The organism is Methylomonas sp. Uni0009 (assembly GCF_054188105.3).
In genome coordinates this window covers 3,875,924-3,898,548 of sequence record NZ_JBTAFN010000001.1, presented here as the reverse complement: position 1 = coordinate 3,898,548, position 22,625 = coordinate 3,875,924, and the positions used below count along the sequence as shown (strand labels likewise).

Genomic DNA, 22,625 nt, shown 5'->3' with positions numbered 1-22,625 from the left:
AATAGGCCTTAAACCGCTTGTTTGATTCTGAGTAAGGCATTTTCCAGATAGGTCATGCTGGTGGCAATGGAGATTCTAATGTGGCCCGGACAGCCAAATGCCGAACCCGGCACCAAGGCCACGCCGGCTTTTTCGATTAGGTATTCGGCAAACTCTAGATCGTCGTTGATGCCATCCAGTCGACTCAACAGCTTTTCCACATTCGGGAACACGTAGAAGGTGCCGTCGGTAGGTAAGCATTCAATACCATCAATGCTGTTCAGTTCGGCAACCACGTAATCGTGGCGCTTTTTAAATTCCACCATCATCGTGTCGATGCAACCTTGGTCGCCGTTCAGCGCTTCTTCCGCTGCCACTTGGGAAATCGATGTGGGGTTAGAAGTGCTTTGCGATTGGATGATGCACATGGCTTCGATCAACGGTGCCGGGCCGGCGGCATAGCCGATCCGCCAACCGGTCATGGAATAGGCTTTGGATACACCGTTTAAGACGATGGTGCGATCATAAAAGCCGGGGTGGGCATTCAGAATGTTGACGAATTCGCCTTTATTCCAGAGGATCAATTCGTACATGTCGTCGGTTGCGATCAACACCTCAGGAAAATCCAATAACACGTCGCCCAGTGCTTTTAATTCTTCCAGGCTATACGCAGCGCCCGTTGGGTTGGAAGGACTGTTAATGACCAATAGGCGGGTTTTTGGAGTAATCGCGGCGCGCAATTGTGCCGGGGTGATCTTAAAGTTTTGCGTTTGTCCGGCTTCTAAAATCACCGGGACGCCATCGGCCAGCAGGACCATATCCGGATAGGATACCCAGTAAGGGGCGGGGATGATGACTTCGTCGCCAGGGTTAAGCAGCGCTTGCGCCAAGTTGAAAAAGCTTTGTTTGCCGCCGCAGGACACCAGAATTTGATTGGGCTGATAGTCCAAACCGTTATCGCGTTTGAACTTGGCAATGATGGCTTTTTTCAAGCCGGCCGTACCGTCCACGGCGGTGTATTTGGTAAATCCAGAGTTGATGGCTTTAATGGCGGCGGCTTTAATATGCTCCGGCGTATCGAAATCCGGCTCGCCGGCGCCCAGGCCGATAATGTCTTTGCCGGCGGCGCGCATCGCAGCGGCACGGGCGGTAATGGCCAGGGTAGGGGAGGGTTTGACCGCTTTTACGCGGTTAGACAGGTTAATGCTCATGATGCCTCGGTCGAAATTCACTCAAATGGTCGCCATTATACGGCATAACGCTAAAAGCGCCTTATTCCTGAAACGATCTGCTGGCTTTTAAATCGTTAAAAACATCAATTCGAAAATTTTAAGCGTCACTCTTCCGCATAGGCTGCCAAATCGTTCAGTATCGATTGATTTACATTTGGCTCGTCCCGCAGTAGTTTAATTTTGGCGTTGAACTGCTCTAGCGTCAGCCCGCCGGTCGCCAGTATACCGTTTAGTTTGTCCCGGCAATATTGCTGCCAGAGTTGGGCGTCTTCCCTGGATAGGGTATGCGGATAATTCCGGGCGCGATAGCGAAACAGCATTTCCGGCAAACGGGCATCGTCGAAATCGGTGTCAAATTCGGATAGCTCGCTGGGTTTGGCTTGCCTGATCCGGGCCATGGCCGCCTTGTCTTTGTTGCTGAAAAAACCGCCGCTATAAATCATCAAATCAGGATCGGTAGGTGAGTCTTGATATTGCCGGGTAAAGACTTGCGACAGCTTTTCCGCTAAAGTCGGCGCCGCCTGAATCCCCTGCAAATGGGATAGACACAAGTCCAAGTCGAGTTGCAAGCGTTCAGCATCGGCCGGGCGTATCACCGACAACGGCGCCAACACCGGCGATTTGTTGATATGTACGGTTTTTAAGGGGATCCTGGCAATGCCTTCCGGCAGTGCTTCGGTGGCAACAAACAGCCGCTGTTGAATCTCTTCTGCGCTTAACTCAAGTAAAGGTGCCGGATCGACGGAAAGATCGTAAACGATGACTTCGTTGTTATTGCTAGGGTGCTGCGCTAAGGGCAGAATCACGGCCAAGTTATTATTCCGAGCCGAAAAGCGGCCAGAGACATGAATTAAGGGTTTAAAGCTACCCAGTTGTAATAGGTTTAGCGCAGTGTTTTTATAACGATTGTTCAATAAGTAGTTGAATAGTTTTGGCTGCCGCTCCCTGATTAATTTAGCCATTGCGATGGTTGCATACACGTCCGATAACGCATCGTGCGCCGCTTCATGGGCGATACCGTTGGCTTTGGTGAGTTCTTCCAATTTAAAGCTGGCAACACCGTCGGCATTAACCGGCCACTCGATGCCTTCCGGTCTCAAGGCTTTGGCGGCGCGCACTACATCGATAATATCCCAGCGCGAGTTGCCGTTTTGCCATTCGCGCGCATAGGGATCGTAAAAATTACGGTAAAGCAGGTTGCGAGTCACTTCATCGTCGAAACGGATGCTGTTGTAACCGACGCCGCAGGTACCGGGTTCGGCGAGTTGCTGATTGATAATGGCGGCAAACGCCGCTTCGCAAACGCCTTTTTCGGCGGCCAATTGCGGGGTAATACCGGTTATCAGGCAGGCTTCGGGGTGTGGCAAGTAATCGTCGGCGGGCTGGCAGTAGGCCATGACGGGCTGGCCGATGATGTTGAAATCCACATCCGTGCGGATGCCGGCAAACTGACAAGGCCGGTCGCGTTGCGGATCGATGCCGAAGGTTTCGTAATCGTGCCAGAAAAAAGTAGCTGTAGTCATTAAATACGTGCGGGTAGGATGGCGGAGTCGGGAAAATTTCCGCAAACATGCTTTTGCGAATACTTGCGGACGGATTTTATTTTATAATCGCCCGCTCCATTTTATGTGTCCATCATAGGAAAGTGTTATGAAAAAAACCTCGTTGCTCGTTTCAACCGTTTTATTTTTGTTCGCCGGTTTTGCCCATGCTCATGGTCCGGTCAGAGCAAAAATGACAGCCACCATCACTGTTGATGCTCCAGCAGCCAAAGTGTGGGATTTGATCAAGAACTACGATGATATGTCTTGGCACCCAGGCATTAAAAGCGTGAAAGGCGACGGCACCAATAATAAAGGCGCTATCCGCGTGTTGACTTTGGCGAACGGTACCATCACAGAAGAATTAAAAGCCTATGACGCAGCGAAATTCTCTTACAAATACAAAATCACCGATATGAGCTCAACCGGCACCATTAAACACGCCGGTCAAGACGAGCCGCTGCCAGTATTGCCAGTCGGTAACTATGCGGCGGAATTGTCCGTGAACGACAAAGGCGGTAAAGCCGAAATCGAGTGGGTAGCCACTTATTACCGTGCCTATGTTAACAACAACCCACCAGCGGAGTTGAACGAAGAAACTGCCGATAAAGCGGTTAGCAATGTTTTGAAAACCGGTCTGGAAGCGATTGCCAAGAAAGTTGGCTCTGGTTCCGCCGCAGTTGAGATCGATATTAAACGCTAAGCTTTTGTTATTCGGTTCTCGGTCATTCGCGCCGAGAACCCTCGCCCCCCCATTCCTGTCATTCTCACCATGCGCATCAGATATTCGTTGTTGGCTTTTTCATTGCTCGGTGCATCCGCATCCGGCGTTAGCGCTGATTCGCGCGCTTTTATTACCAATCAGTTGGATAATTCGGTATCTGTTATCGATACCAAAAGCCAACAGGTCATTGAAACGATCAAAGTGGAAGGTAAGCCGGCTGGCGTTGCGCTGAATCAACCGAAGAAACAGGTATATATCAGCACCCCGGAAGGTGGCGGATTTGCGGTTTTGGATAGCGAAAAACTCACTAAATTGACCAAGGTTAAGGTCGGCGGCGCTTCTCTAGGGATCACCGCGGACAGAAAGGGCGAGCAGGTATTTGTCGCTGATTGGTATGAAAATTCTGTGACGGTTTTTGATACCAAAAACTTCGCGAAAATTAAAACGCTTACGGTCGGCAAATCGCCGTCCGGCATGACCGTTAGTCCGGACAACCGCTGGTTATACGTTGCCAATCGTATCGACGATTCGATTTCGCAAATCGATTTAAGCAAACTGACTATCCGTAATACCACCAAAGTCGGCGCGCATCCGTTTGGCATAGCGGTGGATAGTCAGGGTAAGCGTTTGTATTCCGCTAACGTGGAAAGTGACAATGTGACCGTTTTGGACGCCCGCAGTCTAAAGCGTTTGGCTACCATCAAGGTTGGCGCCAGGCCGTATGCGGTTGCACTGGCGTTGAACGATAGCCTGCTGTTTGTTACTAATCAGGACGATAGCACCGTATCGGTCGTTGATACCACCACATATAAGCAAATTGACGTGGTCGCAGTCGGCGATAAGCCGGAAGGCATCAGCACGCATCCGGACGACCAGAACGTCTATGTTGCCAACTGGTTTGACAATAATGTGTCCGTCATCGACGCTAAAACCCTGAAAGTGGTGAACACGATCAAAACGGGGGAGGGCAGCCGTGCTTTTGGCGAGTTCATTGCGCGCTAGGTGATTCGGCATTTTGATGGTCGCGCATGTATGGTAGACTGCGCGCCGTTGCTAACCTCATTGAGAAATATATGGCTGAAACCGTTGAAGATTTAACCATTAGTTACGAAGACGGCGGCGTTGAAACTGTCAAAGAACTGGACAAAAAAGTCCTGAGCAAGGGCGCTTGGGCGACGGTTATTTACCGTTATCAGGATTGGGAGCCGGCTAAAAATCAATATAGCCAGGATAGATTTAGCATTCGCCGCTATCAAAAACGCAACGGCGAATATCAGCAAAAATCTAAATTCAATATTTCCAGCGAAAAACAAGCGCAAGAGTTAATCGACGCGCTACAGGGTTGGTTGGCGGAAGCCAAATAAACCGCTTCAGTTTAGCGAGGCGTTTGTTTAATAAGCCTCGCTATACTAATCCACCCATTCATATATCTCTGTCAAAGCCGGATCGCATTTGCAGCAACTAGTGCCGCAGGAAGCGCCGACAGGACTTAATCGTACTTTGCCTTTGTTGATCCACTTGCCCAGCATGCCGCGTAAAGCGTCGGCATCCATGTGAAAGTGCAACACAAGATCACTCAAAGTGACTCGGCGTTTTTCCTGCAAATAACTGCGTAAGTCGGACAATATCATTGCGGGACACCACTGGCTTGGCGCACGCCGTAAAATCGCAACAGGAATAGTACTCCGGCAAAGATAAGCGTTAATGCCAATATCCAGACGACAGCTGAATCGGGGTGCTGGGCATAAGTCATGCCTTGGTAGAAGAGGGTAGCGGTCAAGTAAGCCACAAAAGTAGTCCAGCACACCACAAACAAAGCCCAGCTGCCGTTGGTTTCTTTGTATATTGCCGCAGTGGCGGCTACGCAGGGCGCATACAATAATATAAACAGCAAATAGGCGAAGGCACCGATCTGACCATCAAAATGGGCTTGCATGACGCCGAAAGTATCGAGTTTGACTTGCTGCTGTTCCGCTGCCGCAGCCTGATCGGAGATATTGGCGATACCCAATCCCAATGGGTCCAGCAGCTTGTCGGCAATGGCCGTCAGGTTGTCCGGTACCGTTTGACAAGCCTCTAACAGGGCTTGCTGTAAATCAAAGCTTTTTTCTTCTTCGGTATGATCGGAAACGGCCATTTGACTGTACAACGCATCCAACGTCCCGACTACGGCTTCCTTAGCCAACACGCCGGTAAAGATGCCGACGGTCGCCGGCCAGTTATCGTGGGCGATACCCATGGGGTGGAATACAGGTGTCAATGCGCGGCCGATTTCGCTTAGTACTGATTTATCGCTATTTTCCTGTCCGAAACTACCGTCCGTACCCAAAGAATTTAATACATTTAACACCAGTACCATAGGCACGATGACTTTGCCTGCGTTGAAGATAAAGGTTTTCAAGCGTTCCCAGGTTTTGGTGTAGACACCTTGCAAAGTGGGCAAATGGTATGCGGGTAGTTCCATCAAAAAAGGAGTAGGGGAGCCGCGCAGCAAGGTGTGACGCATGATTAAACCGGTCAACACCGCCACCACAATACCGAACAAATACAAACCAAACACCAGATTCTGGCCGCCAACCGGGAAAAAGGCCGCAGCAAACAAGGCATAAACGGGCAGGCGGGCGCCGCAGGACATGAACGGATTCATCAAATTGGTCAATACCCGGTCACGCTGATTATCCAGCGTCCGGGTCGCGATAATGGCCGGTACATTGCAGCCAAAACCGACGATCATCGGCACAAATGATTTGCCGGGCAGGCCGATGATGCACATGAACCGGTCCATTACAAAGGCGGCTCTGGACATGTAGCCGGAATCTTCCAGCATCGATAAAAATATGAATAAAAAGCCGACAATGGGGATAAAGGTAGACACCACTTGAATACCGCCGCCGATGCCGCTGCTGATCAACACCACAAGCCAAGCAGGCCAATTCATGCCAGTTAATAGTTCGCTTAAACCGTCCACCAGTAACGCACCGACCGCTTTGTCGAAAAAGTCAACGAAAGCACTGCCAATGTTGATGGTAAACATGAACATGGCATACATGACCAACAAGAAAATCGGAATCCCCAAAAATCGATTTAACACCACGCTGTCGATTTTATCGGTGGTGCTGCGGGAAACCTCGTTAAGTTTGCAGACGCTGGTTTGTACCAGTTGATTAACCAAACCGTAGCGCGCGTCGGCCGCGAGTATGTCGATTTCATCTTGAGTTTGCGTTTCGATATCCGCGCGCAATTGTTCTGCAATTTTTTGTAGTTCAGGGCCGGCAAGTTGTTTTGCCAAGGTATCATTTTCAAGTAAGCGCAAGGCAAGCCAGCGGCTGTCACAAATTAAATCGACAGATTGCTGAGCCAATAGGGGCTGTAATTGACTGACAGCTTGTTCTATAGCGGGATGGTAATTGACTTGTAATGCGGGAATGGGCTTGCTGAGGCAGGCTTTATTGATAAGGTCGCGTAATTCCTTAATGCCGGAACCCGTAGCGGCGGTAACCGGTACTACCGGGCAAGCCATTTGTTTGGTAAGCAGTTCGATGTCGATCTTGATGCCGCGCTTTTTTACCGCATCCATCATGTTCAGTACCAAAATCATCGGCACCCGCATTTCTATCAATTGCGAGGTTAGATAAAGGTTTCGTTCTATATTGGAGGCATCGACGATGTTAATGATTAAATCAGCTTGGCGAGAAGCGACATAATCGCGCGCGACTTTTTCGTCCAGGGAGATACTGTCGTCATCGGCTTCTAGTGAATAAGTGCCGGGTAGATCGACCAGGCTTATCTGTTTGCCTTGGTGCGCGTATTCGCCGGTTTTTTGTTCAACAGTCACACCAGGCCAATTGCCGACGTGTTGCCTGGAGCCGGTCAGTGCATTGAACAGTGTGGTTTTTCCGCAATTTGGGTTACCAACCACGCCAACAGTAAAATCCATACTCATATTTTTTCTATAAGTAAGACGGAGGCCTCGTTTTTACGCAGCGACAACGAAAAGCCGCGAATTTTGATTTCAACCGGATCGCCCATCGGTGCAAATCGCGTAATTGTAAATTCAGTGCCTGGTGTTAAACCCATGGCCAACAACTTCTTGCGATAAACTCCACCCGATTGATCGAATCCAACTATACGGCCTGTATCGCCAGTCGCCAGCGCTTTAAGATATGTCGACATGCAAACTAATTAATAATTGTTCTCATTAAGTTGCAATATAGCACATCATCCCAAAGGGATGACAATATTAGTTTACCGAATAACTACAGATTGCAATAAGTTCGCATAATGTATATTATGTTAAATTATATGGATTGCGAAAACACGCTTTTGCCACGATGCCAAATTTTATCGGTAATTCGCTATTTTTGAGTTGCGCAAGCATACACTACACTACACTACACTACACTAATCCAGGAATTTCCACGCCGTTCTGGTAGCGCGGAAACACGTTCTGGTCAACAAAGGAGTTAGCGCATGACGACACTGGAAACAGCTTTACCAGCGGTTATCTCACCACTGAGCCAAAAAGAACTAAAAGGCATCAACGCCTATTGGCGAGCCTGCAATTATTTAGCGGCCGGCATGATTTATCTACGCGATAACCCTTTATTAAAAGAATCGCTGAAACCGGACCACATCAAAAACCGGCTGCTCGGCCACTGGGGTTCCAGTCCCGGTTTGAGCTTTATCTACGTACATCTCAACCGGCTGATCAAACAATACGATCTTAACGCGATATTTCTGGCTGGCCCTGGTCACGGTGCGCCGGGAGTGTTGGCACCAGTCTATCTCGAAGGCACTTACGCGGAAATCTACCCAAACAAAGGCGAAGACGAAGAAGGTCTATTGCAGTTTTTTAAAGAATTTTCGTTCCCAGGTGGCATCGGCAGCCACTGCACCCCGGAGACGCCGGGCTCGATCCATGAAGGCGGCGAGTTGGGTTACAGCATTTCCCATGCTTATGGCGCCGCTTACGATAATCCGGATTTGCTGGTGGCGGTGGTGGTCGGCGACGGCGAAGCCGAAACCGGGCCGCTCGCTACATCGTGGCATTCGAATAAATTTCTGAATCCGATCCGCGACGGCGCGGTGTTGCCCATCCTGCATCTAAACGGCTACAAGATCAACAATCCGACTTTGTTATCACGGATTCCTCATGAAGAGCTGGAACAACTGTTTCGCGGCTACGGCTATACGCCCTATTTCGTCGAAGGTAGCGATCCCGAAACCATGCATCAGCTGATGGCTGGTGTACTGGAAACTTGCGTACTGGAGATTCGGCGGATCCAGCAAGAAGCCCGCGCAAGCGGCATCCCTACCCGGCCGCATTGGCCGATGATTATCTTACGCAGCCCGAAAGGCTGGACCGGGCCGAAAGACGTGGATGGGCATAAAGTCGAAGCCTTTTGGCGCTCCCATCAAGTACCGCTGGCCGGCGTGAAAGACAACCCGGCGCATATGCAATTATTGTCTGACTGGCTGCACAGTTACAAACCGGAAGAATTGTTCGATGAGAATGGCAAGCTGATTCCCGAATTAAAAGCCCTGGCTCCACAAGGCAGCCGGCGGATGAGCGCGAACCCACATGCCAACGGTGGTCTGTTGCGTAAGGCTTTACGGATGCCGGATTTTCAAGATTATGCCTTGGCGTTGGACGGCCACGGTAAAGTGTCGGCGGAAAATACCCGGCCGCTGGGCAAGTTTTTGCGCGACATCATGAACGCCAATATGCACAACTTTCGGGTGTTTGGCCCCGACGAAAACAGCTCCAATAAACTGGATGATGTTTACAAAGCCAGTAAGAAAACCTGGCTGGCGGATTATCTGCCGGAAGATGCCGACGGCGGCGAACTGGCGACGGATGGCCGGGTGATGGAAATGCTCTCTGAACATACTCTGGAAGGCTGGCTGGAAGGCTATTTACTAACCGGACGCCACGGCTTTTTTTCGTCCTACGAAGCCTTTGTACATGTCATAGATTCCATGTTCAATCAACACGCCAAATGGCTGGCCATGTCCAAGGCTGTATCCTGGCGGGCGCCGGTCTCCTCGCTAAACTTGTTGATAACCTCGACGGTCTGGCGGCAGGATCACAATGGCTTTACGCATCAGGACCCCGGCTTTTTGGACTTGGTCGTCAACAAAAGCCCGTCGGTAACGCGCATCTATTTGCCGCCCGATGTTAACTGCCTGCTGTCTGTTGCCAACCATTGTTTGCAAAGTACCGACTACATTAACGTGATAGTTTGCGACAAACAAAAACATCTGCAATACCTGGATATGGACGCGGCGATCAAACATTGCACCAAGGGCATCGGTATTTGGGAATGGGCCAGTAATGACGATGGTGCCGAGCCCGATCTGGTGATGGCCAGCGCCGGCGACATTCCCACCAAGGAAGCCTTGGCTGCGGTGGTTTTGTTGCGAGAGCACTTTCCACAATTGAAAATTCGTTTCATCAACGTGGTGGATTTGTACAAGCTAGTGCCGGCCAGTGAGCATCCGCACGGTCTGTCGGATCGGGATTTCGACAGTTTGTTTACCGTCGATAAACCGGTGATCTTCAACTTCCACGGTTATCCCTGGCTGATCCATAGACTGGCCTATCGGCGCCATAACCATAGTAATCTGCATGTGCGCGGCTACAAGGAAAAAGGCAGTATTAACACCCCGCTGGAACTAGCCATTCAAAACGAAACCGACCGTTTCAGCCTGGCAATCGATGCGATAGATCGGATTCCGGCTTTGCAAGTATCCGGCGCCCACGTCAAGGAAAAACTGCGTGACCGGCAAATCGATTGCCGCAACTACGCTTACGAGCACGGCATAGACCGGCCGGAAGACGATCGATGGCACTGGCCGTATTAAAGTTGACGATAAATTGTGCGGTACAACTGCCGCATGCGCCTAATATGCGCGTCCGCTAACGGTTTATCGCCGTAACGGGCCGCTTCGAACAAACCGGTGATTTCCGCCGCACTGCGCCGCGCATCGCGATGCCGACGATTGATTTGCGCCAGATATTCGCGGGTGTTGGCGGTATCGGCGCGTGGCACGTCGTGCAATGCAAACAAGCGCGACATCGCTCGGTAATACTGGCGGGCGGCGGTTTCGCCGCCGGCATGGCGACCGATCACACCCAAACGCAGATAGTCCCATTGGGTTATTAGCCAAATTACCCAAGGGATTTCCCGCAACAAAGCCCCGAACGCCAGTAAAATGACCAGTAAAATCAAAGCCAGCAAACCCAATAACGCCGCCAGCCAGTGCTCGCGCAGCCATTGTTTCAACCACTCCCACCAGTCGAAAATTACCGCCACAGCCGGTACCAAAGCTTGTTGCGCCGATTCGCTAAGGTCGGCAATACCGTCGATCGCCGCCGCCTGCCAGGCAGGCATATTGACTCGCTTAGCGGCGGCACGCATGTCCGTCGGGTTCGGGCAGCGGCTGCCGGCTTGCCATTGTTGGCCCGTGCCCTCTCCTCCACCCGCAGCTTGTTGTTGCTCGCCACCCGCTTTTTCGGCTAGCTGACCGGAACCGGTTTGGCCGCCGCTGCCGGCTTGTTCGATATCACCGCCGGGATTTTGCAAGCTGACCTGGCCGAAACGCCACTCCAGATAAGGCCAGTTGATTTGCGGCGTTATCAGATAAAGCCCGCCACCGATCAGCACGATGGCGGCGGTGGCTGCCAAAATAGCGGCGCCCTGCCCTTGGCTGCTGGGCCGGCCAAGGCTCAAACGCTGCAAGTCCGCGCCGCGCCGCTGGACTTGTTCGGCAACCAGACAAAACACCACCGTCACGATATAAGGCGCTAGATAAAACAACATGGTCCAGTCGGCGCGGTAATGCGAGGCGGCAAACAATACTATCGCCAACGACACCAACAACCCCAGATTCATCTCGCGCCGGCCGGAGGTAACGCAATTGTAGGAAGCCTGCAACATCGCCAATAGATATAACCCGGCGCGCGGCATACCCCAAATCGGCATAAATACCAATACGAACAGCAAGAAACCGATAAACAACACCGCCTTTTGCCAAACCTTGCCCGCTCCCGAAAGCCAGTGGATTTGCCGCCAGCCTACAATCGACGTGCCACCGAATACGATAGCCCAGAACAGCATTTCCCGCGCAAAGCTGCCGTATTCAATATCCAAAAACGCATTACAGGCGACGGCCAGCCATTGCGCTAGAAACAATCCCACATAGACTGGAAAACTCAGCGGCGATGCGGTCATCGGTTAAACAGCGCCGTTAAGTCGTCGCCTCGCCGAACCGTGACGCAATGCGCGCCCAATTCCAATAAACCGGCGTTCAATGTCCGGTCGCTGCTGTCGCGACGGGGCCAACTGGCGGCATTTAGAAAGCTGTCACGTTCAAACAATACCGCGAATAAATACACGCCCTTGGCCCGCAGCAAAGCCAGCGCCTGCAGGGTTTCGGCATTGCGATGCGGCGGCTCCGCCAATAACAGCACGACCGTTTCGCCGCGCACGCAATTCAACGCAATCTCGGTCAGCAATTTGGCATACGGCGTGTCGCCGTCGGCCTCCGCAATTGCCAGCGCATCCAGGATGGCTTGGTAATGAAAATCGCCCTTGCCGGATAGAATCCGTAAAGGCTGCGCGGCATCAGCCAACACGCGGCTGTGCATATTCTGGCCACAGGCATAAGCCGCCACGGAGGCGGCGATGCGTATCGCGTATTCCAGGGTACTGTGCTTGCCGCGGCCGATATTGGCGTCCTTGGCCAAATCCAGGGCGATGCAGATGCAGGCCGACGCCAAAGGTTCGAACTCCTTGACCATCAACTCATTCAAGCGCGCCGTAGTCGGCCAATGGATATGCCGAGGGTTGTCGCCGCGCCGGTATTCGCGCAGCCCGGAGAATTCCGCCGCACCGGCGCCTTCCGGCAGACAATAACCACCGCGGTGAATTTGGCTGGGTGCGCCGAACAGCGGCAGTGATAGAATCGGAAAGACCTTCGGATAAATGGTCAGGGTTTGCCGGGAACGATCGGCGCGGCTGCGCGCCTCTGCTAAGCCCAACGGAAAACTGGACGCCAAGCCCATTGGCCCCAGTTTATAAAAGCCGCGCTTTTCGCACAGCAAGGGTACATCGAAACTACGCGCGCCGCGGCCCGGCACGTAAGCGACGCTGCCCAGCAATTTGTCACCGTCGTTGGCGCCCTGTTCGGCGGCATTGACGAAAGGCAAGCGGTCGACCAACTCCACCATGAAGCGCGGCAGCCAGCCGCGATTTTGTAGGTCGACCCGAAACACGATGGTTTCGCCTTCCAACGCCCGTTGCGGCCCGACCCGCCGCACCGATAAACGTTGAAGCAACCAACGCGGCCAGAGCATGCCGGTCAATAAGGCGGCACTGAGCAATGCAGCGAGCAACCAAGGCAGACTCTGTTCGCGGCTGATCGCCGCCAGATACGCGGCCAGCGTAAAGCCGCACAAGATTAAAAATTTCAGCCTGAGCGCCATTGTGGTCTAGCGATCAAACTACCGGCGGTGGCAGCCGGTCGAGAATTTCCGCGAGAATTTCGCCAGCGTTGCGCCCCAGCACCGCGGCCTGCGGTTTGACGATCAGGCGGTGTTCCAAAATGGCCGGCGCGATGCTTTTCACCAAATCCGGCGACACGAAATCCCGACCGCGTAAATAAGCCAAGCCTTGTGCACCGCGTGCCAAGGCCAAGGTACCGCGCGGACTGATACCCAAGCGCAAATCGCTATGCTGGCGGCTGGCAGCGCTGATACCGACCATATACTTAGCCACGTCCATACTGATATGCACCGCCTTGACCTGAGCCCGCGCCGCTAGAATATCGGCTTCGGACGTGACGGCCGGCAAGCTGTCGATAGGATGAGTCTGGGTTTGCGCCGCCAGTATCCGCATTTCCTGTTCGATATTGGGGTACTCCATCCGCAAGCGCATGAAAAACCGGTCCAGCTGTGCTTCCGGCAAGGCGTGGGTGCCGGCCATATCGATTGGGTTTTGGGTGGCCAGCACCATAAACAGCTTGGGCAGTTCATGTGTATACCCGTCCACGCTGACATGAAATTCTTCCATGCATTCCAACAACGCCGATTGCGCGCGCGGTGTGGCTCGGTTGATTTCGTCGGCTAGCAGCAGATGGGTAAATACCGGCCCTGGCCGGAATTCGAAATCGGCGGTTTTTTGATTGTAGATAGCGACGCCGGTAATGTCGGACGGTAATAAATCCGAGGTGCATTGCAGGCGTTTCATGTCCACCGCCACCGAACGGGCCAATGCCCTGGCCAACATGGTCTTGCCGGTCCCCGGCACATCCTCAAGCAACACATGGCCGCGGCACAGCATCGCGACCACGGCCAATTCGATGACCGGCCGTTTGCCGATAATGACTTTTTCGACGTTTTCAATTAAAGAAAGCATGGCATCCATTAGTTGAGGATTGTCCTGTTAAAGATGTGAGCGGGAAATGGGAGAGCCAAGCTTAGCAGAGCTTAGCCGTTTGTCATTCGGACTACGAGTTAAGGCGCTTGGCTGCGAATTCGGTATCGGAAAATAGCGCTAACACCGCGAATATCACAATCGCCACCAGTGTCGTGCCCGCTGCGGCGACAGATAAGCCAAAAAACGTCAACCAGGAAACAAACGCATAATAAATGGCCGGCATGACGGCGTTATAACCAACCGATAGGCCTATGACTCCGAGCAATAACCAGATCGCAAAATTCAAACCAACGCTAATTCGCGCCAAGTAATAAACCGGTTTAAAGATACGCTCCTTACGCTTGCCCAGTCCGAAAAATACCAGGCCATAGAGCACGATCAAAGCCGAACCGTAAACGAATAGTTCCGGGTGCTCGGCCGCCGACGTCGCTTGATCGAATACATAAAGCACGCTTGCATTTATGTTGCTATGCGCCAGCAGATGGTTTGCCAATGTCCCGGGATTCGCGGACTCCGCAGTGTCGGGAATAAAATCCGGGAAAAAGAAAACGGCTTGTTGCGGCACGATTAACGTCGAGTTGGGCAATGCACTCTGCGGATATTTTCCGGCCGGTTTGCCATTAACCGACAATATGCCCGCCGCAAAACCGACTTCATCGCCGGGCATACCGACGATTCTGCTGATCTGCAGTTTGCCGGCCGCATCGTCAAAGCTGATCAAGCGTCCTGCTGCCAAATCCACTTTAGCGGACATTACCATAAAAGCGTTCTTGGACAACTCCTTGTATAAGGGATTGGCCGATGCCATGCGGCTGATCGGGTGGTACATAACAGTGTAAATAATCGGACAGCCGAAAACGACCACCGCCAGCAGGCTGAGCAGCGTTGGCCCCAATGAAGATCGATTAACGCGCATAGTGATTCGTCCGAGTCAAAAGCCCTAAAGATTAGCACAGCCTACAAACCGCGCATTTCGGCGACGCGGACAGATGGATGGTCGGGTTGGGATATGCCTAATGTTTGGCATTGCGCCAACAGCGCCGAGCAAAAATTTGATGTTTTAGTGATGGGTTTAGATGGTTTGGGGAGGTAAAAAATGCTGCTTAGCCGGCAAAGGCTGGAAATTTCCGGAAAAACTAACTTACACTGCGGCGACCAGCCAGTAGGCTTTGTTGCAGTTTGTTGTCGTCTACCCATAAATCGCCGGCCAACAGTTGCGCGATCTGGGCTTTCAAATCCGGATCGCGGTCGGCTTCGAAAAACAAGTTATGGACAATATTGGATTGATAAAAACGTTCGACGAATAATCGCATCGTATTAAAACCCAGCAAGTACTGGTCATCGTCCTCGGTGTGCAGATCAGGATCGGCTTCCCGCCCGTCGCTTAGCCCAAAATGGACGCGGTCGGCAACTCGGGCGGCGCTGGTGAAGGCTAAAAATACGCCGGACGAAAACACCGGATCGAGGAAGCCGGCCGCATCGCCGCAGCAGGCATAGCGGACGCCGTAGCGGCTTTGGTTGGTGTAACTGAAATCCGCTTCAACTCGCACGGGCGCGAATTGCGCCGCTCCTGTTATCAAACGACTCAGGAGCGGCGATGCCGCCAAATAACGGCGTAACAATTCTTCCGCATCGCAGTCCTTGGGACGCTCTTTCTGTACCACCAAGCCCACGCTCAAGCGGTGTCCAGCCAACGGAATGATCCAGATCCAGCCTATGTCGACGACCGGCACGTATATATTGCCGGAACGGAACAATTCGTCAGCCTCCTCGCCCGCTTGAATATCCTCGAAGTGGGTATGCACCGCAAATTTGCCCAAATTGTCGATACGCCTGATGGCTTTGTCTTTCCTGCCCATTAACGCGCTGCGGCCCGTGGCATCGATCAGATAACGGCAGCGGTATTGGCCTTTATCGGACAGGATGTCCACCCCTGCCGGTTGGCAGGCAACGTCCAGCACTTTTTCGTCCTGATGCGTATCAACGCCGTGTTTGCCGGCGTTTTCAAACAGCATCTGATCGAATGGGGCGCGTTCGATCTGGTAGGTCTTGCGATTGATTGCCAACGGAAAATACATGCGCTGTTTGGTGGCTTCGTCGATGAACACCGCTCCGCTTTTCGATAGGTTGCCAGCGCTCCAATCTATCCCTAAGCGTTGGATGACCGGTTCGCTGAACGGCAGCATGGATTCGCCAATGTGAAAACGCGGATGCCTGCCGCTCTCCAACAGCAAAGCCTTGTGGCCATATTGCGCCAGCAAGGTCGCGGCCGTCGAGCCGGCCGGACCGCCTCCGACGACCGCAACATCATAGTCAAAACCGTTTTGCTTATTGTCGAGCATCATTCAGAGATATATTGATTAATCGTTCGGATAACCGTCTTCGGCTGCATTGTAAATGGCCCGAAACACAGTCCAATGCACGCCGCCGATGCCGGCACCGGTGTAAGTAATGATGCCCACACCTTTGTAAAACTCATCGGTCCGCATCACGTCCGGACCGAAATAAAACGGAATCCAGGCTTTGCCGGTTTGGTAAGACTTGGTATCTGTGGGTTGGCCGAGAATTTCATGGACTTGGCCCTGAGTCATCCCCAGCTTGAGTTTGGCGAATGGGCTATTGGCCGGAAAATTACCGTCAATCCGCGATTCCGGGGCGGTGCTTGATTGAGCCGCCGGCGTGCCTGCTTGCGCGGGCGCCTTATTGCTGGATGCGCAGCCGGCAGCCAGCGCCAGAGTCGCGAAGAATGCCAAAGTTTTATAGTGTTTCACGGAAATACCTTTTGCTTAGTTTTGGTAGCGGTCAATAGTAGTTCAGTTGCCGCAGTTTTTCAGCCTTGTCTGTTTTTGGATAATAAAAGCCATTACTTCCAACTACCTAAATCAACTTGCCAGCCCGCCGTATTCGGCGTTAGCGCTATAGCTTGCGCTCCTGACTTAACTGAAGCGGCTTCAAGCAAGGGAATGGCGCCTAAAATGGGCATGCTATCCGCGGATTTTGTCCAGGCTGATGGAAAAATGGCCTCGCCAGGTTGTGGCCTGCCTAGTTGCAAGGAACTACCCACCACCGCACCTGCCGCCAATACCAACGCGCAGGCAAAAGCCGGACTGCCCTTACCGGACGCCAGATATTCCGGCCAAATTTCATCGTAACAAACCAATAGCAGTTCACCACCCTGGCAAGCCAACTGGCACCAGGCTTCCAGCATGGCCATCGCAAAGGTGTCGGTCCCGGCGGCTATGGCGCTGGCAGGCTGAGTGCATTGTTGGGCGATGCTCCAATAACCGGCCGCGGTGTTTTGCACGGAATTATGAAAAGCAGCCGGAGAAATCACACCATCCGCTTTGACCAATTCGCTGCAGAGTTGATCGGTGGTCTTTATTTCGCCGGCCACACTGGCAAATATCGAGGGTAGCGTCGCGGGCGAACGCCGGGCATGCCCGCAAGCCGCAGTAGCAGCGCTAAACGCCATTTGCATCGCTTGGCTACTGCGCCGGCGCAACAGCGGCGGAATCGCTTCGCGGTCAATATCAAAGGCTGGAAACGGCAGACTGGCCCTAAACTCGGCGTCCGGCGCACAGGCTCCAAAGCCAAGCAGGCTCATGCAGTCCATCACGCGGCCTCCAGTAACACGCTGGCGTTGTTGCCGCCAAAGCCAAACGCATTACTCAAGATCAGTCGCGGGCTAATTTCCAGGTTCGGTGCATCGACCACCGGGAACAGGCATACCGGATCCGGTTGCCGCAAGCCGCAGGTACCGGGTAGAAACCCATGCTCCAAAGCCAGTAGGCTAACCACAGTCTCCACCGCACCTGCCGCACCCAGGGTATGACCCAGCAAACCCTTCACGCCGCTGCAGGGCGGCGGGTTTGGAAACAGGCTGGCCACGGCTCTAGCTTCGGAAAGATCGTTCAGCGAACTGGCTGTGGCGTGCAGATTGATGTAATCGACCGAGCCAACATCGCGTCCCGCCAGACGCAAGGCTTGAGCCATTGCTGTAGCGGCACCGGCACCGTCCGGATGAGGGGCACTCATGTGGTGGGCGTCGGAAGATTCGCCTACTGCCAACAATCTAGGCCTGTCGTCATGGTCGGCGCGTGGCTTTTCCAGCAATAGCAAAGCAGCGCCCTCCCCTATGTTGATGCCTTGGCGCTCGGCATCCATTGGTCTGCAGGCGTCCGGCGAGATAAGCTGTAAACTGCTGAAGCCGTGCAGCGTCAGACGGCATAAACTATCCACGCCAGCCACCAACACCGCGTCGCAACAATCTACGTTAATCAATCTTTGCGCCGCCGCCAAGGCTTTGGCGCTGGACGAACAGGCCGTGGAAATGGCATAGCAAGGCCCTTGCAAACCAAACTCCAGCTTTAAAAACTCGGCAGTCGCTTGGGCCGTTTGCACCTTGGTAAAGTAAAAATCGTCAGGCATTACGCCGTCTTGTAGCAGATGAGAATACGCATTCTCGGAGTCGTAGATGCCGGAGGTGCTAGTGCCCAGGACTAAACCCACACGTGCCTTGCCGTAGCTTGCGATTGCCCGCTCCACGTTGGCGCGAAAATCGCCTTGCGCCAGCGCTTTTAAAGCCAGTCTGGCGTTGCGGCAGTCATAGGCCTGCAAGCTAGGGCGAATTTCCGGTAACGGTGAAGCCACCTCGCCTACCAAGGTATCAAAAGGAATAGCAAATAGCGTCAGCGGTTTCAGGCAAGTACGGTTGGCGATCAGGCTGGCATACAAGGCTTCTACATCGTCGCCACCGGCACTAACGCACTGGTAGGCCGTGACGGCGACTGGAGAAATCAGCGGGGAAATACTCATTAATTCTTCGGTTTCTGGATCAGTAAAGGGCAGAGAAGAAAACCCAAGGTCACCCCCAAGCTTACCGAGAGCGCCAGAATTGGCAAGGTCGGCGTCTTGCCCAAACCCAGCGCGCCGAATGAAGCGATTGTGGTCAGTGTGGATGAGGCGATCGCATGGTAGGTAACATCGGCATCCTTACCGCGATTATCGATAAAGAATATGCCATAATCCACGCACAACGATACCGACAATAACAGGCCGATCACGTGTAGAAAACTGACTTCTTCGCCCATCAGCGCCCACGTCGCGAAAATGAACAGAACGGATGCCACCGAAGGCAGCAAGGTCAAAAACACCTTGCGCAGATTGCGTTGTTGCAGCCAGATGAACAAGGCCATCACCGCGATGCCAACGCCCAGCATAAGCAAGGATCGGTCTCGGTATTTACCCGCCAAATGATCCAATTGATCTTTTTGACTGAAATAACGCGTACATTCCAAACCGGCCAGGCCCGCTATCAGTTTCTCGGGATCGTGTTCTCCCAACCACAGCGACAACATCACCCCGGTTTGCCCACTGACTATTTGCCCGGACAGAATATGTCTGACCGGCGAGTCCATCACCGACTCAGGTTGCAGCGCTGCGGGGGACGCCGGGGCTAACGTCCCTAACTTCTCGACCGACAAGCCCGCCTGAGCTAAGCCGGCTTGCCAAGCTTGCTGAAATTCCGGCGTCAGGCCACGTTGGTAAACCTGGCTGTTCTCGGTTTGCAACTGCTTGGATACCAACCACGGAAACAGGCCGTGATATTCGCTAATGACTCCGGCTTGCTTTAAAGACTGCAACCGGCGTTCGGCGGCTTCGGACCGTTGCAGCGCAGTTTCCCAGTCGTCGGCTTGTATCAACACAAAACGGCCCGGTTCGATACTGGAAAAATGCGCGCGCACTGCCGCATCCTGCTGTTTTAAGCTATCCATATTGACCGCCAGTTGCTGCATATCGCTCATCCAACGAATTTGCGGCAGACATAGCACAGCCATGACGACGCTTGCGGCGAACAGGCCGAGCAAGATTTTCCGGTGCCGGCCGCAAAAATCCACCCAAGCGCCGATGCCCGGCAAATGTGCGGCGTGCAACGATGAATTGATCAGCAAAGCCGGCAATACCCAGCGGGTCAAGCCCAGCGAGCCGACGACGCTGGCCAAGGCAAATACGGCAATTTGCTCGAAGCCTGGAAAACCGGTAAAGCCCAAGGCGCCGTAGCCGATCACCGTGGTCAAGCCGCCCATCAACAGGCTGGGCCACAACAGCTTGGCCGCCGCTAGCGGAGTATTGCGATGCTTAGCGCAATGCACCATCACATGAATCGGGTAATCGGAGGAGATGCCGATCAAACTGGCGCCCAAGGCCAGCGTCAGACTGTGGACTTGCGGAAAGACTAAAGCCGTTGCCAGGGTGCCGATTACAAACGACGCGCCCTGCACCATCATCACCCAATGCAAAGCCGAGAACGAGTGAAACAGGAATAAAAATACTAAGGCCACCGCCAGACTGGACACCACCGACACCAGCGTCACATCCTGACTAATCTCGCTCTGCGCGGAGACGCTGAACACCGGCACCCCGGCCATCGACAACTTAAACGCGCCGCCGGCTTCTGCGTTCAAATTGTCGAAGCCGGCCCGAATCGCCGCTTGCAGGCGCGTCTGCGCTGCCGAATCCAGCGCCGCCGGCCGGCTTTGCAAGATTAACGCGCCACCCTGACTGCGTTTGGCTTGCTGCTGAAATTGCCCCTGTAACGCCTTGAAGCCGTTGAGCGACAGCAACAACGGATCTTGCTTGGCAATGGTTTTCACAAAGCTACCTTGCGGCGACAGCAAGGCTTGCTTCAATCCTGCGGCTTTGGCCGGCAACTGGGTTGGGTCGAACAAATCAGGCGCGTCTTGTTCGGGGTTTAGACTGAACAACCGGGCGTGGTATGGCGCATACGAAGCTACGGCATCGACCCAGTCGCGGGGCGGCTGATCGGCCGGCCACACTTGCTCCACGTCACCCAGCTTAGCTAACTGACTAAGCAGTCTGGCACTGAATGCGGCCAGGGAAATTGGGGTTTCGCCGCCAATCGTGGCGTCTGTCACTGGAGGGTGATCGGACTTTTCCACCACCAGCAAATAGCGCCGCGACAGCTCGCCTGACTTCAACAAGCCGGCCAACAGCCTGGAGTCTTCATCGTCGGTCGCGGTAAAAAAAGCGTTCAGGTCTGTCTCGACCTTGATCTGCCAGAACGTGATGGCCAGGAATAAAGGAAACAGCAGCACGAACCAGCGTTTTCGCCATACAAAAGACACGCCCTACTCTCCGCTGGCTTCCCGCAACAAACTGGGGAGCGAATAGCCCTGTTGTTGTGCTGCCGTGGCTTTGTGCATGCGGTATTCGGTGGATTCGCCGTCCGGCTGTTTGATTGAAATGCGCCGTTGCTGGTCTTGGTCATCGCCGGCTATTTCAATAGACGGGAGATCATCACCGCTCAACTCGGTTTTTGGCGTCAACAGCAAACTCCATTGCTGACCTTGCTTGGCGGCGGTGATGGCATAGTTAAGCTGCAAGTCTTCGGTGCGGCCTTGCAGGATGCTGCGAAACACTTTGATTTGCTCGCCCGCCGGCCCCGCCGAATCCAAAGCCGCGCTGTGGCGCTGGTTTTGCTGCGGGTCCCAGTAAAGCATGCGCTGTTCGGTGATCGCCATAATCACCCGCGCCGGTTGCAGTTGCAATTTGACGAGGCTGCCGTCGGTGCCGGACAGCATGACACCTTGTCCGTGCCATGGCGCGTCTGCCAGTTCCAGCACGCGGGTTTCCTCATACTGAAACTGCGCCTGACCTGTTTGGCGGATTCGAGTCAATAACTCGCTCAGGACCGCGTCATCAGCCCATCCAAGCACGGGTACTATGGCTAAAAGCAAACACAGCGTGCGGTTAATCTTCATCCCTTGAATACCTTATGGCCGTTCGTTGCGATGCATTTGAAGGTCTCCAGCGCCGGTGGAATCTCCAAATCCGGAAAGCGCTTGTGCCGGTAAAACCATTCACCGGTTCCCAGCAGACCCATCAATAGATACACCACCACACCGGTGTAAAGCGCCCAAGCGGTTTGCCCGGCAAGCGCCGGCAGCACGGCGCAAATAACAATATTGGCGGCAAAAAAACCGATCCAAATCCAGGTTAGTTGCCGGCAATACTTGGCAATGCCCGGCATCAATTCGGGAAACTGTAAACGCACCAAGCGTTCAATGAAAGAAGGCGGCGACCACAGGGTATGCCCGAATAAAAAAGTCAGCCACAAATAGGCAAACGACGGCACCAGCCAGACAAAATAGGTCGTGGCGAAATAGGCACCGGCCAGCAACACCGCAGCCAGTAAAAAACTAAGCAAACGCGCCACTAGTCCGGAGGCGGTAAAACCGCGCCACAAGGTCAGCGCCGCGAAGACGATGAGTTCAAAGCTGGCAAAACCGAGACCGGCCAGATACGCACTCAGAAAAGGATAAGCGACTACAACACCGGCGATAATCAGCGGTTTGACAGCATGCCCCATGGTTAACGGGTGCGATTAGCGGCGACGAATTCGGCGAGCGAGCGGAGAGAGAGAAATATCTGATTATTGCGTTCGTCGCCGGAGGTGATCTTGATGCCGTATTGCCGGTCCAGCATCACGCCGATTTCCAGCGCGTCGATAGAGTCCAAGCCCAATCCACCGCCGAACAAAGCATCATCCGGTGACAGGTCATCCGGGACGATGTCTTCCAGGAGCAAGCCCTCGATAAGCATGGTTTTCAATTGGCTGATCAAGTCTTCTGACATGGCTGTTCAAGTTCCATTAACAAACGCCGGATTCTACACAAATTCCCGCAGCGGT

21 protein-coding genes are annotated in these 22,625 nt (G+C 53.4%); 4 read left to right on the top strand and 17 right to left on the bottom strand.

Annotated features, from left to right (window positions below; genetic code table 11):
• Nucleotides 1-8 precede the first annotated feature (8 nt).
• The gene (locus ACWAU0_RS17910; protein ID WP_458137469.1) at nucleotides 9-1,190 is read right to left on the bottom strand and encodes a pyridoxal phosphate-dependent aminotransferase; all 1,182 of its coding nucleotides are present in this window, start codon (nucleotides 1,188-1,190) and stop codon (nucleotides 9-11) included.
• A gap of 125 nt (nucleotides 1,191-1,315) precedes the next feature.
• Nucleotides 1,316-2,734, bottom strand: coding sequence for an exodeoxyribonuclease I (gene sbcB, locus ACWAU0_RS17905; RefSeq protein ID WP_458137468.1), 1,419 nt, complete (start codon nucleotides 2,732-2,734; stop codon nucleotides 1,316-1,318).
• Nucleotides 2,735-2,861: 127 nt separating this feature from the next.
• Between sbcB and ACWAU0_RS17900 the strand changes: the two genes are divergently transcribed.
• The 3 genes from ACWAU0_RS17900 to ACWAU0_RS17890 all read left to right on the top strand — a co-directional run bounded on the left by ACWAU0_RS17900 (nucleotide 2,862) and on the right by ACWAU0_RS17890 (nucleotide 4,840).
• Nucleotides 2,862-3,455, top strand: coding sequence for an SRPBCC family protein (locus tag ACWAU0_RS17900; protein WP_033156245.1), 594 nt, complete (start codon nucleotides 2,862-2,864; stop codon nucleotides 3,453-3,455).
• A gap of 69 nt (nucleotides 3,456-3,524) precedes the next feature.
• Nucleotides 3,525-4,478: a YVTN family beta-propeller repeat protein gene (locus ACWAU0_RS17895; RefSeq protein WP_458137467.1), complete on the top strand. Its 954-nt coding sequence runs from the start codon at nucleotides 3,525-3,527 to the stop codon at nucleotides 4,476-4,478.
• A gap of 71 nt (nucleotides 4,479-4,549) precedes the next feature.
• Nucleotides 4,550-4,840 (top strand): hypothetical protein, encoded by a 291-nt coding sequence (locus ACWAU0_RS17890; RefSeq protein WP_458137466.1) that lies wholly within the window; start codon nucleotides 4,550-4,552, stop codon nucleotides 4,838-4,840.
• A gap of 45 nt (nucleotides 4,841-4,885) precedes the next feature.
• Here the strand turns inward: ACWAU0_RS17890 and ACWAU0_RS17885 are convergent, their stop codons facing one another.
• Genes ACWAU0_RS17885 through ACWAU0_RS17875 form a run of 3 tightly spaced genes read right to left on the bottom strand, consistent with a single transcriptional unit; the run spans nucleotide 4,886 to nucleotide 7,649 of the window.
• Complete coding sequence (locus ACWAU0_RS17885; protein WP_033156247.1) at nucleotides 4,886-5,107, bottom strand: FeoC-like transcriptional regulator; 222 nt, start codon at nucleotides 5,105-5,107, stop codon at nucleotides 4,886-4,888.
• Complete coding sequence (gene feoB, locus ACWAU0_RS17880) at nucleotides 5,104-7,419, bottom strand: Fe(2+) transporter permease subunit FeoB (protein WP_458137465.1); 2,316 nt, start codon at nucleotides 7,417-7,419, stop codon at nucleotides 5,104-5,106. Before feoB ends, ACWAU0_RS17885 begins: the two co-directional genes overlap by 4 nt.
• Entirely contained in the window at nucleotides 7,416-7,649 is a 234-nt protein-coding gene (locus tag ACWAU0_RS17875; RefSeq protein WP_033156249.1) for a FeoA family protein, read from the bottom strand. The genes feoB and ACWAU0_RS17875 overlap by 4 nt, the downstream gene beginning before the upstream one ends.
• A 297-nt stretch (nucleotides 7,650-7,946) precedes the next feature.
• On the opposite strand from ACWAU0_RS17875, the gene ACWAU0_RS17870 reads away from it, so the two are divergent.
• Nucleotides 7,947-10,340, top strand: a complete 2,394-nt coding sequence (locus ACWAU0_RS17870) for a phosphoketolase family protein (RefSeq protein ID WP_458137464.1) — start codon at nucleotides 7,947-7,949, stop codon at nucleotides 10,338-10,340.
• Here ACWAU0_RS17870 and ACWAU0_RS17865 read toward each other — a convergent pair.
• The 12 genes from ACWAU0_RS17865 to apeE all read right to left on the bottom strand — a co-directional run bounded on the left by ACWAU0_RS17865 (nucleotide 10,337) and on the right by apeE (nucleotide 22,570).
• Nucleotides 10,337-11,710, bottom strand: a complete 1,374-nt coding sequence (locus ACWAU0_RS17865) for a DUF4129 domain-containing protein (protein ID WP_458137463.1) — start codon at nucleotides 11,708-11,710, stop codon at nucleotides 10,337-10,339. The two genes, ACWAU0_RS17870 and ACWAU0_RS17865, sit on opposite strands and share 4 nt — an antisense overlap.
• A complete protein-coding gene (locus tag ACWAU0_RS17860) occupies nucleotides 11,707-12,963 on the bottom strand; it encodes a DUF58 domain-containing protein (protein ID WP_458137462.1) in 1,257 nt (418 codons plus the stop codon). The genes ACWAU0_RS17865 and ACWAU0_RS17860 overlap by 4 nt, the downstream gene beginning before the upstream one ends.
• A 13-nt stretch (nucleotides 12,964-12,976) precedes the next feature.
• Entirely contained in the window at nucleotides 12,977-13,894 is a 918-nt protein-coding gene (locus tag ACWAU0_RS17855; protein ID WP_240618004.1) for an AAA family ATPase, read from the bottom strand.
• A 91-nt stretch (nucleotides 13,895-13,985) separates the two neighbouring features.
• The gene (locus ACWAU0_RS17850) at nucleotides 13,986-14,831 is read right to left on the bottom strand and encodes a S26 family signal peptidase (RefSeq protein ID WP_458137461.1); all 846 of its coding nucleotides are present in this window, start codon (nucleotides 14,829-14,831) and stop codon (nucleotides 13,986-13,988) included.
• 220 nt (nucleotides 14,832-15,051) lie between these two features.
• The gene (locus ACWAU0_RS17845; protein ID WP_458137460.1) at nucleotides 15,052-16,260 is read right to left on the bottom strand and encodes an NAD(P)/FAD-dependent oxidoreductase; all 1,209 of its coding nucleotides are present in this window, start codon (nucleotides 16,258-16,260) and stop codon (nucleotides 15,052-15,054) included.
• 15 nt (nucleotides 16,261-16,275) lie between these two features.
• A complete protein-coding gene (bamE, locus tag ACWAU0_RS17840) occupies nucleotides 16,276-16,686 on the bottom strand; it encodes an outer membrane protein assembly factor BamE domain-containing protein (protein WP_101052315.1) in 411 nt (136 codons plus the stop codon).
• Nucleotides 16,687-16,778: 92 nt separating this feature from the next.
• Nucleotides 16,779-17,528 carry a beta-ketoacyl synthase chain length factor gene (locus ACWAU0_RS17835; RefSeq protein ID WP_458139240.1) on the bottom strand — a complete coding sequence of 250 codons (750 nt, stop codon included), beginning with the start codon at nucleotides 17,526-17,528 and terminating at the stop codon, nucleotides 16,779-16,781.
• Nucleotides 17,528-18,730: a beta-ketoacyl-ACP synthase gene (locus tag ACWAU0_RS17830; protein ID WP_458137459.1), complete on the bottom strand. Its 1,203-nt coding sequence runs from the start codon at nucleotides 18,728-18,730 to the stop codon at nucleotides 17,528-17,530. The genes ACWAU0_RS17835 and ACWAU0_RS17830 overlap by 1 nt, the downstream gene beginning before the upstream one ends.
• On the bottom strand, nucleotides 18,730-21,060 hold the full coding sequence (locus ACWAU0_RS17825) for an MMPL family transporter (RefSeq protein ID WP_458137458.1): 2,331 nt from the start codon (nucleotides 21,058-21,060) through the stop codon (nucleotides 18,730-18,732). Before ACWAU0_RS17825 ends, ACWAU0_RS17830 begins: the two co-directional genes overlap by 1 nt.
• 3 nt (nucleotides 21,061-21,063) lie before the next feature.
• On the bottom strand, nucleotides 21,064-21,696 hold the full coding sequence (locus ACWAU0_RS17820) for a LolA family protein (protein WP_458137457.1): 633 nt from the start codon (nucleotides 21,694-21,696) through the stop codon (nucleotides 21,064-21,066).
• Nucleotides 21,693-22,304 carry a COG4648 family protein gene (locus tag ACWAU0_RS17815; RefSeq protein WP_458137456.1) on the bottom strand — a complete coding sequence of 204 codons (612 nt, stop codon included), beginning with the start codon at nucleotides 22,302-22,304 and terminating at the stop codon, nucleotides 21,693-21,695. Before ACWAU0_RS17815 ends, ACWAU0_RS17820 begins: the two co-directional genes overlap by 4 nt.
• A gap of 2 nt (nucleotides 22,305-22,306) precedes the next feature.
• Nucleotides 22,307-22,570, bottom strand: coding sequence for an ApeE family acyl carrier protein (apeE, locus tag ACWAU0_RS17810; protein ID WP_033156258.1), 264 nt, complete (start codon nucleotides 22,568-22,570; stop codon nucleotides 22,307-22,309).
• Nucleotides 22,571-22,625 lie beyond the last annotated feature (55 nt).

Coding starts and splice junctions, on each gene's coding strand:
- ACWAU0_RS17910 (WP_458137469.1), bottom strand. CDS start 1,190: ATGAGCATTAACCTGTCTAACCGCGTAAAAGCGGTCAAACCCTCCCCT.
- sbcB (WP_458137468.1), bottom strand. CDS start 2,734: ATGACTACAGCTACTTTTTTCTGGCACGATTACGAAACCTTCGGCATC.
- ACWAU0_RS17900 (WP_033156245.1), top strand. CDS start 2,862: ATGAAAAAAACCTCGTTGCTCGTTTCAACCGTTTTATTTTTGTTCGCC.
- ACWAU0_RS17895 (WP_458137467.1), top strand. CDS start 3,525: ATGCGCATCAGATATTCGTTGTTGGCTTTTTCATTGCTCGGTGCATCC.
- ACWAU0_RS17890 (WP_458137466.1), top strand. CDS start 4,550: ATGGCTGAAACCGTTGAAGATTTAACCATTAGTTACGAAGACGGCGGC.
- ACWAU0_RS17885 (WP_033156247.1), bottom strand. CDS start 5,107: ATGATATTGTCCGACTTACGCAGTTATTTGCAGGAAAAACGCCGAGTC.
- feoB (WP_458137465.1), bottom strand. CDS start 7,419: ATGAGTATGGATTTTACTGTTGGCGTGGTTGGTAACCCAAATTGCGGA.
- ACWAU0_RS17875 (WP_033156249.1), bottom strand. CDS start 7,649: ATGTCGACATATCTTAAAGCGCTGGCGACTGGCGATACAGGCCGTATA.
- ACWAU0_RS17870 (WP_458137464.1), top strand. CDS start 7,947: ATGACGACACTGGAAACAGCTTTACCAGCGGTTATCTCACCACTGAGC.
- ACWAU0_RS17865 (WP_458137463.1), bottom strand. CDS start 11,710: ATGACCGCATCGCCGCTGAGTTTTCCAGTCTATGTGGGATTGTTTCTA.
- ACWAU0_RS17860 (WP_458137462.1), bottom strand. CDS start 12,963: ATGGCGCTCAGGCTGAAATTTTTAATCTTGTGCGGCTTTACGCTGGCC.
- ACWAU0_RS17855 (WP_240618004.1), bottom strand. CDS start 13,894: ATGCTTTCTTTAATTGAAAACGTCGAAAAAGTCATTATCGGCAAACGG.
- ACWAU0_RS17850 (WP_458137461.1), bottom strand. CDS start 14,831: ATGCGCGTTAATCGATCTTCATTGGGGCCAACGCTGCTCAGCCTGCTG.
- ACWAU0_RS17845 (WP_458137460.1), bottom strand. CDS start 16,260: ATGATGCTCGACAATAAGCAAAACGGTTTTGACTATGATGTTGCGGTC.
- ACWAU0_RS17835 (WP_458139240.1), bottom strand. CDS start 17,528: ATGGACTGCATGAGCCTGCTTGGCTTTGGAGCCTGTGCGCCGGACGCC.
- ACWAU0_RS17830 (WP_458137459.1), bottom strand. CDS start 18,730: ATGAGTATTTCCCCGCTGATTTCTCCAGTCGCCGTCACGGCCTACCAG.
- ACWAU0_RS17820 (WP_458137457.1), bottom strand. CDS start 21,696: ATGAAGATTAACCGCACGCTGTGTTTGCTTTTAGCCATAGTACCCGTG.
- ACWAU0_RS17815 (WP_458137456.1), bottom strand. CDS start 22,304: ATGGGGCATGCTGTCAAACCGCTGATTATCGCCGGTGTTGTAGTCGCT.
- apeE (WP_033156258.1), bottom strand. CDS start 22,570: ATGTCAGAAGACTTGATCAGCCAATTGAAAACCATGCTTATCGAGGGC.